This window comes from Vibrio wakamikoensis, from assembly GCF_050337275.1.
GTDB classification, from domain to species: Bacteria; Pseudomonadota; Gammaproteobacteria; order Enterobacterales; family Vibrionaceae; genus Vibrio; species Vibrio chaetopteri.
Genome location: NZ_JAKJST010000022.1, coordinates 108741 through 122463, shown reverse-complemented (window position 1 = coordinate 122463; position 13723 = coordinate 108741). Strand labels below are relative to the sequence as shown.

General features: G+C 45.9%; 13 protein-coding genes. 5 read left to right on the top strand and 8 right to left on the bottom strand.

Features of this window, described 5'->3' with window-relative positions; all coding sequences use genetic code 11:
• Positions 1-58: 58 nt before the first annotated feature.
• From L4C42_RS13680 to L4C42_RS13665, 4 genes are read right to left on the bottom strand one after another with little or no spacing between them, the layout of a single operon-like run.
• Positions 59-970, bottom strand: a complete 912-nt coding sequence (locus L4C42_RS13680) for a L,D-transpeptidase family protein (RefSeq protein WP_353499736.1) — start codon at positions 968-970, stop codon at positions 59-61.
• A complete protein-coding gene (gene phrB / locus L4C42_RS13675) occupies positions 970-2376 on the bottom strand; it encodes a deoxyribodipyrimidine photo-lyase (protein ID WP_353499737.1) in 1407 nt (468 codons plus the stop codon). Before phrB ends, L4C42_RS13680 begins: the two co-directional genes overlap by 1 nt.
• Positions 2373-3203 carry a MerR family transcriptional regulator gene (locus L4C42_RS13670; RefSeq protein ID WP_418642807.1) on the bottom strand — a complete coding sequence of 277 codons (831 nt, stop codon included), beginning with the start codon at positions 3201-3203 and terminating at the stop codon, positions 2373-2375. The genes phrB and L4C42_RS13670 overlap by 4 nt, the downstream gene beginning before the upstream one ends.
• Positions 3193-4143 carry a YbgA family protein gene (locus L4C42_RS13665; protein ID WP_418642806.1) on the bottom strand — a complete coding sequence of 317 codons (951 nt, stop codon included), beginning with the start codon at positions 4141-4143 and terminating at the stop codon, positions 3193-3195. Before L4C42_RS13665 ends, L4C42_RS13670 begins: the two co-directional genes overlap by 11 nt.
• 347 nt (positions 4144-4490) lie before the next feature.
• Here L4C42_RS13665 and deoD point away from each other — a divergent pair, with 347 nt between their 5' ends.
• Together deoD and L4C42_RS13655 are read left to right on the top strand one after the other, a co-directional pair.
• Positions 4491-5201: a purine-nucleoside phosphorylase gene (gene deoD / locus L4C42_RS13660; RefSeq protein WP_042495091.1), complete on the top strand. Its 711-nt coding sequence runs from the start codon at positions 4491-4493 to the stop codon at positions 5199-5201.
• Positions 5202-5350: 149 nt separating this feature from the next.
• Positions 5351-6838, top strand: a complete 1488-nt coding sequence (locus tag L4C42_RS13655) for a transposase (RefSeq protein WP_429760856.1) — start codon at positions 5351-5353, stop codon at positions 6836-6838.
• A 34-nt stretch (positions 6839-6872) separates the two neighbouring features.
• Here L4C42_RS13655 and L4C42_RS13650 read toward each other — a convergent pair whose 3' ends face one another.
• On the bottom strand, positions 6873-7763 hold the full coding sequence (locus tag L4C42_RS13650; RefSeq protein WP_429760854.1) for a DMT family transporter: 891 nt from the start codon (positions 7761-7763) through the stop codon (positions 6873-6875).
• Positions 7764-7873: 110 nt separating this feature from the next.
• Here L4C42_RS13650 and L4C42_RS13645 point away from each other — a divergent pair, with 110 nt between their 5' ends.
• Together L4C42_RS13645 and L4C42_RS13640 are read left to right on the top strand one after the other, a co-directional pair.
• The gene (locus L4C42_RS13645) at positions 7874-8257 is read left to right on the top strand and encodes a DUF3302 domain-containing protein (protein ID WP_353499741.1); all 384 of its coding nucleotides are present in this window, start codon (positions 7874-7876) and stop codon (positions 8255-8257) included.
• Between the two features lie 3 nt (positions 8258-8260).
• Positions 8261-9391, top strand: a complete 1131-nt coding sequence (locus L4C42_RS13640; RefSeq protein ID WP_353499742.1) for an HlyD family secretion protein — start codon at positions 8261-8263, stop codon at positions 9389-9391.
• Between the two features lie 58 nt (positions 9392-9449).
• Here the strand turns inward: L4C42_RS13640 and L4C42_RS13635 are convergent, their stop codons facing one another.
• Together L4C42_RS13635 and L4C42_RS13630 are read right to left on the bottom strand one after the other, a co-directional pair.
• Entirely contained in the window at positions 9450-9992 is a 543-nt protein-coding gene (locus L4C42_RS13635) for a glutathione peroxidase (RefSeq protein ID WP_353500153.1), read from the bottom strand.
• 180 nt (positions 9993-10172) lie between these two features.
• A complete protein-coding gene (locus L4C42_RS13630) occupies positions 10173-11096 on the bottom strand; it encodes a DnaJ C-terminal domain-containing protein (RefSeq protein WP_353499744.1) in 924 nt (307 codons plus the stop codon).
• Positions 11097-11682: 586 nt separating this feature from the next.
• Here L4C42_RS13630 and glgC point away from each other — a divergent pair.
• Positions 11683-12990, top strand: coding sequence for a glucose-1-phosphate adenylyltransferase (gene glgC / locus L4C42_RS13625; RefSeq protein WP_353499745.1), 1308 nt, complete (start codon positions 11683-11685; stop codon positions 12988-12990).
• A gap of 110 nt (positions 12991-13100) precedes the next feature.
• Here glgC and L4C42_RS13620 read toward each other — a convergent pair whose 3' ends face one another.
• Positions 13101-13568, bottom strand: coding sequence for a hypothetical protein (locus L4C42_RS13620; RefSeq protein ID WP_353499746.1), 468 nt, complete (start codon positions 13566-13568; stop codon positions 13101-13103).
• Between the last annotated feature and the right edge of the window lie 155 nt (positions 13569-13723).

Below are 13723 nucleotides of genomic sequence, written 5' to 3'. Positions count from 1 at the left end.
TTTTTTTATATCTGCTTTACAGTGAGCAACCGCATTATATCGGTCGCTCAAGATACCGTTACTCTAGGTCATCCATCGCTGGCACCACCTCAATAGGCACGCCGTTCTGAGCCAATACCGCCGCACGAGCAATTTGATCTCGGATCCCGTACTCTTCTAGCCACCATGTTAGCTCTTGAGGAAGTTCCATCGCTTTTTTGGTGCCGTCGCTACGGGTAAGTGGTTCATGAGCCTCGATAAAGACGCTTCTATCCGGCTCAAGCGCTATTTTGATTGGCTCGTCAATCACTTGAACTTTAGTGCCAAGCTTCACTTGATAGAACAGCCAATCGATATCTTTAGGATCCATTCGAATACAGCCAGCACTCACACGAAGTCCAATGCCGAAGTCTTTGTTGGTACCGTGAATCAAATAACTACCTGTACCGTAGGCAAGGCGCATTGCGTAATCACCAAGCGGATTTTCGGGACCTGCCGGCACAACATCCGGAAGTTCAATCCCTTTAGCTAAATAGTCTTTACGGATAGAAGTGGGTGGTGTCCAGGTTGGGTTCTCACGCAATTGACTGATCGTAGTGGTCATTTCAGGGGTGTCTTGACCTATACGCCCAATACCCACAGGGAAAATGTGCACCAAATTCTTGTCCGGCTCAAAGTAATACAGACGTAATTCAGCCAAATTGATCACGATACCTTCGTAATCCACCTCAGGCAGAATGGCCTGAGACGGTATCGTCAATACGTAGCCTTCGGATGGCAAAAATGGGTCGACGCCTTTGTTGGCGGCCATCAGTGACAAAAAGCCTACATCGTAACGCTTGGCAATGTCAGACATGGTCTCGCCCGCTTCAACACTGTGGTACTGGAGTGTTCCAACCATATTACTACCATCGGTTGGAAGCTCAAAAGTCGCTGCACTTAACCACTGAGAAAATCCTAAGCAAGCTGCCAGTAAGGTCTTACGTAACATCAATATTGATCCTTAGCTTCTTTGTATAGTGCTAAGGTTATCTCTCTTTGCGTCTTATGATCAACTATTGGTGCCGGATATGCCACTCCATCGAAGTGCGGCCACATCCATGGTTTATGAATAAATTTATTAGGAACATCGCTAAGCTCAGGCAACCAAGTGCGAATAAACTCCCCTTGGGCATCGAATCGCTCACCCTGAGTGATGGGATTAAAAATCCTAAAATAGGGCTGTCCATCACACCCTGTCGACGCACACCACTGCCAACCGCCATTATTGGCTGCAAAGTCGCCATCCACCAATTTACTCATAAAGTAACGCTCCCCGCGACGCCAATCGATGTTGAGGTCTTTGGTCAAGAAACTCGCTACAATCATCCGCAGTCTGTTGTGCATCCAACCTGTTTGGTTAAGCTGCTGCATCGCCGCATCTACAATCGGATAGCCTGTTTTTCCTTCACACCAACGCTCAAACCACACATCCTCTCCAGGCCAGCGCAGCCCCTTCTCCCACTCTAGATAGCCTTTGTGCTTCGAGAGCTTCGGTTCAAAGTGGATGAGATGCTGGTAGAACTCTCGCCAAATAAGCTCACTAAGCCATACTTGCGCCCCTTCAGACAAAGGCTCACCTTCAGCATCATAGTAAAGACGAGCTATGCATTGACGAACGGACAGGGCGCCAATCGCTAAATAGGGGCTTAATTGACTCGTACCATCAATCGCCGGTATATCACGTTCATTGTGATAATTGCGTACTGATTCGTCAGAAAACTGCCTTAAACGGGTCAATATTGAATCTGTCGATACGTGGTATTGACTGCTATCTTGCCTTGGATAAGTAAAACATTCCTCTAAAGAATGTAAACCTTGGAAGTCGGAAATGCATGGTGCAGATGCTGGTGGCTTAACAACTTCAGCCTTTGAAAACTGATTTTGCCATGCCTTTCGAAATGGCGTGAAAACTTTAAAGTAACCGCCTTGTTTGTTGAGAACGCTACCAGGCAACAACATACACTTATCGTCAAAGGCATGCACATTTACGCCATTTTTAGCCGCCAGTGCCTCTAATTGCTCTACTCGCTGACGTTCATTGAACTCGTAATCTCGGTTTAGGTAGATATCACCGACATCATGTTTCGCGCAGAATTCTACGAGCCACTGATTGGCTCCATCGAAGTTATCTGTACTCGCCACTATCAAAGGTATGTTCAGCGCACTAAGCTCGTTTTCAAGCTCTCTCAAACGTCTAAATATCAGATCGGCTTGGATAGGAGCAAGGTCATGCTCAGCCCATTGCTGCGGCGTAACGATAAAACAGGCAACCACAGGTGTGACACCATCAATAGCAGCGATGAGCGCTGTATTATCAATGGTTCTAAGATCACGATTAAACAGCATTAGTTTCATGACAGCTTACCCGCATTGTTACTGATTAAGTGCTCAACGACTGGAGACAGTAACCAAGCCGGTTTATCCTGCTCGCGCTGCACTCGAATTGCATCAAGTTGTTTTTCAGACAAGGATTTCTCCGCAAAGAGATGTACCGAGTCGAAATTCACTGAATCCAGCTGAAGCGCCGACACATCTTCGACCCCATCAATGAAGGTGACGTTGACGCCCTGTTCAGACAACCGTGCATAATTCAGCCAGGCAAATAGATTGCCGGTGACATCCATACTCACCAGCAAAGTGGATGTTGAGCGTTTTCGTTTGCGCTCTACATTAGCCATGATGGCAAGCTTTTGAATCATCGCTGTTTTAAACAGTGACTGCTGTATCGCTTTGGGGCTTAGTTTCAAGTAGTCCGTTGCGTTAAGGACTGGGATAACAAACTTCATCTCCACCACATCTAAAGGATACTCTTTCAACACAGTATCAATAATGACGTCGACTTTGTTACTGCTTAAAGCGCCAAGGGCATCCAGTAACGTCGTAACTTCTTCCAACTGCTCGGTTTCAACATCGGTTTGAGACAATGTATCAGAATCAATGAGCGCCTTAACTTTACCTATGGAGACTCCTTTACTGAGCCAGCTTTGGATATTGTTAATACGCTCAACGTCTTTCTCTGTATAGAGACGATGCCCTTTGTCAGTTCGCTGTGGTTGAATCAAGTTGTACCGTCGTTGCCAAGCCCGAAGCGTAACGGGCTTAACGCCCGTAATATCCGCCACTTCACGGATCGCGTACATGGTATTACTCAAGGTATTACTCAAGGTATTACTACAAGCCATATCTTAAACGCATCTCCTCTGGGTGGGGCTGCAAAAATTGCTGGTGCGCCAAATAGTCATCTGGGTAAGCATTGAGGTAATGTTTAAGAAGCGTCAATGGCGCCAAAACCGGCAACAATCCTGTACGGTAGTCGTCGATGACATGAGCCAACTCCGCTTTCTCGTCTTTATTGAGCGAGCGCTTGAAGTACCCTTGAATGTGCATGAGCACGTTGGTCACATTTTTTCGGCTTGCGCGGTTTTTCAATCCTTCCATCAACCCTAGGCGATAGGCTTGATAAAATTCGTCTGGCTGGTAGTCGGCCTGGTTTGCAACTAAACGTCCAAGACTCTTATAAGACTGTGGATCGTGTGCCATGAGCGTCAACTTGTAGCGAGAATGGAAAGCGACGATTTTACCTGGCGTTGGCTCTCCACCCATTGACGCATAAAAATCCTTTAAGCTGTAGACTCGCGCTACAAAGTTCTCTTTCAATACAGGATCGTTAAGTCGCCCATCTTCCTCAACTGGCAGCCAAGGCATTTTTTTCATTAAGTGCTCGGTATATAAGCCAACACCATCGGTTCGAGCATGACCACGAGTGTAAACCTTCACACGCTCCATTCCACAACTTGGAGATTTGGCACAAACGATATAGCCACACATTTCTGTATCTTTTAGCTCGGCGACTTTTTCTCGAGTAAAATGCATCATGCCATCTGTGTGATCATTTGATGCATCTTTGGTATCCACAAGTGCAATACGCTCTTCGTTGCTCATCAATCGAATCGTCGGTCTTGGTACAGGTAAGCCCATCCCTACTTCAGGGCAAACAGAAACAAAGTCAAAGTAGTCTCTTAGTTCTTTGTTGACGTACGTGCTCTGCTTATGACCAGAATCGAAACGCACTTTTTCGCCTAATAGGCAGGAACTGATCCCTACGGTAATTTTCTCGCTCATCGTCCTTTCCTCACACCTTGCCGTCGCTTACATTGTACAAAATACGCTTATGTATAAGTTTTAGATCACTTTGTTGAGTGATACAAAATTTTCTTTTGTACAATTGTATGGTTGTCGCAGACAAATGGTTCACTCACGAGACAAATATTTCCCCCACTTTCAATCATCGATAAAATCGATTGCCCAGCCACTTTCAACAAAATTAGTTATCATCAAGCGAATTTCTGTTCGTTACCGACAAATTTGTGACTAAACTCTCATAGAGCCCTTGCTGGGCGCGTTAAAATCCTCATCAACAACGAACATAGCGTTCAACATAATTAGTTAAAACTTTAGGAGCGACCCCCATGGCAACCCCTCATATCAATGCAAAACCAGGTGATTTCGCAGAGACAGTACTAATGCCAGGCGATCCACTTCGCGCACAATACATCGCAGAAACTTTCTTAGAAGACGTAGAGAAAGTGTGTGACGTTCGCAACATGTTTGGCTACACAGGTACCTATAAAGGCAAGCGAGTGTCAGTGATGGGTCACGGTATGGGCATCCCTTCTTGCTGTATCTACGTTCACGAACTTATCAAAGATTACGGCGTTAAAAACGTAATTCGCGTAGGTAGCTGTGGTGCGGTACGTGACGACGTAAACCTAATGGATGTTGTGATCGGTATGGGCGCGTCAACAGACTCTAAAGTGAACCGTATTCGATTCAATGACCACGATTTTGCTGCGATTGCTGACTTCGGTCTTCTAGAAGAAGCCGTGAAGCAAGCACGCATTAAAGAAGTACCGGTTAAAGTAGGTAACATCTTCTCGGCAGACCTGTTCTACACTCCAGAAGCAGATATCTTCGACAAAATGAAGCACCTTGGCATCCTAGGTGTCGATATGGAAGCGGCGGGTATCTACGGCGTTGCTGCAGATCTTGGCGCAAAAGCTCTGACGGTACTGACGGTATCTGACCACATCATCCGTGGTGAGAAACTAAGCTCAGAAGATCGCCAAAAATCGTTCAACGATATGATGGTCGTTGCGCTAGAAACAGCGATCAACCTATAAAACAAGAAAGCCAGCTCAAGCCTGAAGTGAGCTGGCTTTTTTCTAACTGAATCGCTTTCTAGCTGAATAGTTTTCTAACGAATTAAACACTTCATCGAGCCCTATAACAATATTCAAGGCTTGATGTCACCAAACCATAGGGGGTGAACGTGTCAGAAGGCAAACTGCCGATGGCCGCGGACGGGTTACAGCTCAATTTTTGTAAAACATTGGCGTGTGACAATTTTGGACAAAGTGATGCAAACCTCTATATCCTGCAGCACCGTAACCCCAAACGGCCAGCGATGGTATGCCGCGAATGTGGCGCGTTTCCCCCCCTACTTAACAATCGAGAAGTCCTCAATGAACTGACTCGATTGAAGCAGCATCATCACGAAGGGCTCCCTTCGTGTAAAGATCCGCAATGCGAACACTTTGGCCTATCGGTACATACTCACAAAGATCGTTATCACTCTTTTGGGTTTAGTGGCGATCGCCAGCGGTATCGCTGTAAATCTTGCCAAGGTACCTTTGTCGATAAATGGTCGGGCAGTAATAAGAAACTAAGCTTCCAAGAATCGTTACTTGGGCTTCTGTTTACCGGATACTCGGTGCGCGAGATCTGTCGAAAGCTGAAAATCAATCCAAAAACCTTCTACGATCATATCGATCAAATTGCCAGTCGCTGCCGTCGTAAATTAGCGGATATTGATGGTCGTTGGATAAAACACACTGATACTTTTCATTTAGCCTCACACTATCGACCATTGCAGCCACAAAGCCACAACGGCGTATTTTGGTTTGCAACCTGCGATGCCGATTCGGGTTATGTGTTGTGCCAACATACTAACTACAGCTCAGCCGATGCTGAAAATACGCTAGAAGATCACGATGCCTACGTAGCGGGTACGCAAGTACTCCCGAAAAACTACAGTGCGGAGACCAATCATGAGATCAATACCACCGCGACCGATTTAAAAGGACAAATTGATATTACCTATCAAAACATCCTTGCGCGCAGTAACGTCGAAGATCCTCTAGGTAACTTTGCCCAGTTTCATTACCCTGCCGTAGGCTCGTTGATTAGAGCCCCCTACACGTCTTATGCTCACTACTTATCGATTCTAGAATCACTAAGCTGCGAGTCTGGAGAAAACAGCAAGCGTGTGACGGTATACATGCCACAAGATCCCGTGCTACGCTCTGCCGCGCTTACTGTTTTTCTGGGTGAAATCCAACACGGTAACGTGGAGCTAATGTACGTAGAACAAGATGAACATTGGCAAGATGCACAGTCATCCGAGCTTATTGACGTGGTACTGATGGGATGGTGGCGCGATCGCTGGGCGGTCACTCATCAATCTTCAGGGGCAAGCAAAGGAGTGTGTTACCTAGCGGGCAATAACCCGAATGTCTCTTATTGGCTACAAACCGCCTCAACCAAGCAAGTCACCTTTTATCAAGACCGTTTCCACTTGCTGTTTGAAAGCTTTGTGAATGAACCAAGACGAAAGTTAAGACCTGCGGGGATCCACCCACTGCTGGATATTTTCCGTGCTTGGCACAACCTGTGTTATCAAGACAAGCAAGGTCAAACAGCCGCTCAAAGATTAGGGGTCACCGAGGCACCGATGACCCTTCGCTGCTTACTTGAGTAAGCAATTCGATACAAGCAAGTATTACAACCAAGCGCTACAAAAAGAACAGCGAAATCCCAGCGAGCGCAAATAGAGTACCGACAACACTGCGACGTGAAATTGGCTCACCACGGATGGCATAGATAATCAGAATGAACAATGGACTGGTGGCAATTAAAGTTTGTGCGATAGCGGGATTAGCATGTTTAAGCGCAACCTGTTGTAGCCACAGGGCAAGGAATGTACCCACAAAAATCGCCGCCAGTAACCAACACCAGTTTTTCTGACTCATACCTTTGCTCTGCTCAACCATCTTTCGGTACGGTTTTTTCTCAACAAAACCAATCAATAACGCCACCGCTGCGACACCAATAGTGAGACGAATCAAAGCGCCCAATAACGGTGGTAAGTCTCCTTGCACCAACGCAAAATGGGAAATGACAACACCACTTGCCTGGCACACGCTGGCCAGCAATCCAAAACCAATACCTGACAAATTCGCCTTTTGATTGTGCTCATCGGCAGGTTGAAACACGACTGTGGTCACCGCAATGGTGGTAATAATAACGCCTAACCAACTCTGAAACCCCAACGCCGTGCCAAGCGCCACCAATGCAAGAACACCTGATAGCGGCGGTGCTAATGATTCCAGCAATAGCGTTTTGCTGGCACCAATACGTTTCAGTGAAGCAAAGTAGGCACTGTCACCAATCGCGATGCCTATGATGCCAGATACGCCGAGTATCCATACATAGCTCGCCTCTAATTGCACATCCGGCATTGGAACGAAAGGCATCACCAGTAGCATCATTACCGATGCCAAAATACCCTTAATGATATTTAGCTGCATCGCAGAGAAATGATGACTGAACTGACTGTATATCCATGTGGCGACTGCCCACACAATTGCAGCACCAATGGCTGCAAATTCACCAAGAAATTGCACTCAACCCTCTAATATTTATCAGTTTGCTATTGCATAATACATAATTACAACAAATACTTAACCAGCGTAAATTGATTACGCGATTCAATACTCTTCACCAAGGATGCATTATGTTTTTGGATTATTTTGCTTTAGGGCTACTGGTATTCGTTGCCCTGATTCTGTTTTACGGAATCATCGTCATTCACGACATCCCCTATGAGATCGCTAAAGAGCGAGATCATCCTCATCAGGATGCCATACATGTTGCAGGATGGGTAAGCTTATTTACGCTACACGCCATTTGGCCATTTTTGTGGATCTGGGCAACCCTATGGCGCAATGAGCGTGGCTGGGGCTTCCATAAACTCGAAGAAGAGCAGCACGATTTGCATCACCGTTTAGAAAAGCTCATTGACCAAGTCGATGAACTCAAGAATGAAGTAAGCTACCTCAAGGGTAAGCAGGCTCAAGAGAAAGCGGCGGCCACTCAAGTCCAGGCAGAGGAGAAGTAACCTATGGATCTATTATTGGTATTAACCTACGCCGCACTATGTATCGCTATCTTTAAGATCTTCAAGATCCCTCTCAACAAATGGACAGTACCGACTGCCGTGTTAGGTGGCGTGGTTCTAGTTGGGACATTGATTTTATTAATGAACTACAACCACCCGTTTAGCCAAATTGGCGGCCAGTTCTATTCCACTACGCCTATTGTTTCGAGCGTACGCGGTAAAGTCGTCGAGGTTGACGTCGAAGCTAACCAAAAACTTAACAAAGGCGACGTACTGTTTCGTATCGACCCTATCCCTTTTGAAGCAGAAGTGATTCGAGCTAAAGCCGCCCTAGCCGATGCCGAGCAGGATGTACTGCAGCTAGAAAGCAACTATAAAGCGTCTCAATCAGAGACCATTAAAGCGCTTGCCGAACGTGATAAAGCTGAAAGAGAGTACAATCGATATCAACAAGGCTTCAAAAAAGGTGCATTCACTGAGCAACAAGTCGATACTCGCCTACAAACCTTCAAAGCGAACCAAGCTGCGCTTGAAGCGGCACAAGCACAAGAAGAGAGCGCTCGACTTGCATTTGAATCGCAAATTTTCGGTGAGAACACCATGGTTGCTCAGCTGAAAGCTCAACTGATTCAAGCCGAGTTTAATCTGCGAGAAACCACCGTTGTTGCTCCGACCGATGGCTACGTAACTCAACTAGCTCTTAGACCGGGTATGATGGCGGTACCGCTGCCACTGGCACCACTTATGACCTTTGTTCACACTGAGCAAGACTTTTATGTGGGCGCTTTCAGACAAAACTCACTGCAACGTCTTAAATCAGGTTTTGAAGCGGAGTTTCTGTTTAGAGCACTGCCGGGCAAAGTCTTTAAAGGAAAAGTTGTCGAGGTTCTGCCCACCATCCCTGAAGGCCAAATTCAAGCAAGCGGTACGTTAAGAACCACTCAAACATTCAATACTTCTGGTCGCGCTATGGTTAAGCTAGTGATTGAAGATGATATGAGTGAGTACGTACTACCAACAGGCTCTAACGCAGAAATTGCGGTGTATTCTGATAGTTTCACCCACGTATCTATCATGCGTAAGGTACTGATCCGAATGAAGAGCTGGCAAAACTACCTCTACCTGGATCACTAAGTTAGCACCATCAAAAACGGCAACCGAATCGGTTGCCGTTTTTCTATCGAATTAGTCGTCATAAGTATTGTTTGATCATAGTGGTGATTTTGTCATCCGTTGGAGAAGTGCCTGTCGAAAACACACCGACGACATTGCCATCTCGCCCTACTAGGTATTTATAAAAATTCCATTTCGGAGTAATACCGCTTTGCTTGGCGATTTCAGAGAAAACTGGATTGACGTCAGTACCTTTTACTGAGCTACGCGCCATCATTGGAAACGTCACGCCATAATCGAGATAACATACTTTGGCGGTATTCTCTTCGCTACCTCTATCTTGATTGAAGTCGTTGGAAGGAAAACCAACGACACTAAACCCCTGATCTTTAAACTGATTATGCAGGTTTTCTAGCTGTTCGAATTGGCCGGTAAAACCACATTGGCTGGCCGTATTCACTACCAACAACACTTTGCCTTGATATTCGTCACATAGGCTCACTGTATCGGCCGAGTTTAGTTTTCGCTGAGTAGAATCTAGGAGGGTTGGACAACTACTCGCCAGTGTTTCCTTGGCGAAAAGGCCAAATAACAGTCCGAGTATAAGTGCTTTAAAAACCATGCTCATTGCCACCTCCTTATTGCGAACATTTTCTTACGGGTAAACTTAAGAATAGTTCAAACCCCAAAAGGGCGCTATTTAGAAGCCTGTTTAGTCTCTAGTCGTAGACTAGGTATTATCGCATAGATAGCAAAACAGCCACGGTATCGTGGCTGTTTTGAATCCTGCGAAACATTTTCGTTATGCAAGCGTTGCTTTGAACTGCTCAAGCAGTTCACGTTGCTTATCAGTAAGATTCGTCGGAGTGTCTACCTGAATTTTTACCAATAGGTCACCCGTTTCACCTTTACGACTCGTCACGCCACGGCCGGTCATTTTGAATTTTCGACCTGATTGCGTTCCAGCAGGAATTTTGAGTTTAAAGCGGCTATCCAACACATTGACTTCCACTTCACCGCCCAAAGCTGCCGTGACCATAGAAACTTTGGTCAAACAGATAAGGTCATTGCCATCACGCTCAAGAAAAGCATGAGAACGAGTCGCGATGGTCAATAGCAAATCACCAGCTGGGCCACCATTGATACCTGGGCGACCTTTTCCAGAGAAGCGGATCTTCTCTCCGTCTTTAATGCCAACCGGAACTTTTACATTGATCTTTTTGCTCTCACCGTTGATTGGCAGTTCAACTACCTTTTCGGCACCTTGAATCGCATCGACAAAATCAACGGTTAACGTGTATTCCTGATCTTGACCTTTTTCGGCTCTGGGGCGGCCACGTCCGCCACGAGCTTGAGAGAAAATGTCCTCAAAACCACCAAAGCCACCGCCGCCAAATCCGCCACCGCCGAATCCGCCGCCACGCTGTCTAAATGCATCACCGAAAATATCATCAAAGCCACCACCACCGCTGTGACCGCCGTGACCACCAAAACCGCCACCTTCAAACGCCGCATGCCCAAACTGGTCATACTGACGACGTTTATTAGTATCCGTTAGCACCTCGTAAGCTTCTTTTACTTCTTTAAAGCTCGCTTCTGCTGCAGTGTCTCCAGGATTTTTATCAGGATGGTATTTCATCGCCAAGCGCTTGTAGGCCTTTTTGATGTCCTTTTCTGAGGCTCCTTTCGAGACACCTAGCACGCTGTAATAATCTCTTTTCGACATGCTAAAACCTCACTCACTCTCTTACTCAAACATAAAAAGGGCGTTCGAGTTTCCGCGACGCCCTGAATTCCGATAAGTTTATGTATTTATGCCCATAACTCAACTTTTTCTTAAATCTCTTACTCACCGCAGAGCCAACCAATATTCAAACAACCAAGATTCTCAGTCAGCAATAAAGCCAGATGCATGACCATGCATAAACCACTATCATGCACAGCGCTGTTTCAAACAGCCCCACATCGAGGCTAAATCTGTCACCGTGATGTCACACAATGTGTTTAGTTTTACTAGTTCACTTATTCAACGCAGAACGGAACTGGCGTTTGAATCCTACCCCATTTTCTAGATAACCTAGTTCTCAATTACATCTCATCCCCAATGGAGTGTGATTGAACATCAAGATTATCTCTTTTGATCAAACTTTAGGTTTTATGGGCTAGATTGCATAGTAAAGTTCTGTTCTGATAGTAAATGATTTAACGACGTCTTTGAGTGTATTGGTCATAGAGAGCTTATCCATAGAAGGTTTGCCACACATCACACTCCCCCAAAACGTCTTTTGTGCTGTTATATAAGGAGTTATACAATGCCGAAGGAAAACCAATATTCCCACATTTCTAGTAATGCGCGTTTGCGTAATACCACCGCGATGATTTTAGCGGGTGGGAAAGGCACTAGACTAAAAGAACTCACCTCAAATATCGCAAAACCTGCGGTATCCTTTGGCGGGAAGTTCAAAATCATCGATTTTACACTCTCCAACTGCATCAACTCGGGTATTCGTCGAGTTGGCGTGCTTACCCAATATATGGCGCACGATCTAATAAGCCACATCCAATCTGGCTGGCAGTCGTCTTATTCTGCGCTAGGTGAAGGGGTCTACATTATCCCTGCTCAGCAACGTGTTGGGGAAAACTGGTATCGCGGTACGGCCGATGCGTTGTACCAAAACCTCGACCTCATCAAACGTGTCGACCACACTGAACGTGTGTTGATCTTGGGCGGTGACCACATCTACAAAATGGACTACTCGCGCATGATCAACTTCCATGTTGAAAGCGGTGCGGATGTCACTGTTGCCTGTATCCAGAAACCAATTGAGCAGGCGTCAGAATTCGGCGTAATGGGTCTTAATGAAGATGGTGACATCATCAACTTTGTAGAAAAACCAGCCAACCCAACTCCAATGCCAAACAATAAAGATAAGGCGCTCATCTCAATGGGTATTTATATCTTTAATGTAGACGTGTTGGATGCCGAGCTTAGACAAGCCTTAGATGATCCAAACTATAAACACGACTTTGGACACAACATTATCCCTAGCCTTATTGGCCGCAAGAAGGTCAAAGGTTACGTGTTCACCGAGCGTGGTCATCCTGGTGCCAACGGCTATTGGCGCGATGTGGGTCATGTAGACGAGTACTACGCTGCAACAATGGACTTGCTTGCACCGACACCAGAACTTGATCTTTACGATACCAGCTGGCCTATCATGACCAACCAAGTGCAACGACCTGGGGTGAAGTTCTTATTCAATGACCCACAACGCCGAGGTTTCGCTGTTGACTCAGTCCTTTGCGCAGGTGCTATCATCTCCGGTGGTCAGGTTGACCATAGCTTGGTTTCCTCGGACGTTCGCGTCGAAGACTTTGCGGAAGTGAAAGACAGCATCTTGTTGCCGCGAGCCGTAGTTGGCAGTAGCTGTAAGCTAAAGAAAGTGATTGTTGCAGAAGGGTGTGTCGTCCCTGATGGTACTGTGATCGGCTATGATCTTGAAGAAGACCAAAAACGTTACACCGTCACCGAAAGTGGTGTGGTGTTGGTTTGCTCTGAGATGTTTGAAACAAGCAATACCGCTTCTCACCAAGAAAACCCTGAAGCGATTATTTCGTAAAAACACCGACTCTGAGTGGCTCCTTCCCTCAGCTAGTTAGCTGGTAACTAGGGAATCAGACAACAACCATTAGAAGCAAGTACCAGTAGCAGTACTTGCTTCTTTTTTACTCAACAAGCACTCTTATAGAGCTTGAGCGCATCATAAAATGCCGCCATAGTGGTGTTGTGAGCTTCAAACAACTCATCGGCATTGACGCGGCCACGAACCGCCGTCAGATACTGCTCGGCAATCGCATCGGTTTTCGCTCGATGTATCTCTATCAACTTTTTACCCGGCGGGGTGACAGCAAGTATCTTTTTGATTCGACCACTCTGCTTGATCTTGGTAGCTGTCAGAAGTTCCGCAGACTCTAGTTCACGTACCGCTTTGTTCACTTTAGAGGTATCAGCAAGAAAAGCTTGGCTAATCATATATTGAGTGCATTCGGTCGAGTCTTGCTCTGAACATTTGTCGACATACTGAAGGACAAAAAAATTGAACAGCGACAGTTTAATGTTGGTTGATTCCGAGAGGATCTTCTTGAGGTGTTCCGTCACCAAATAGCAAATATATCCATCACTGGGTAGCGGGCTCATAATGTGTCAGCTCCAGAGAAGTAAATGGTGCGCCCAATATAACAGCCGGTAAGTGCTTAGATAAACAATAATGTTTTGTTACACCAATAATGTGACTTGGCCATATTTTTGACACTATTTGCCATTTATGTACTACAAATGACTGATTTTTTCAG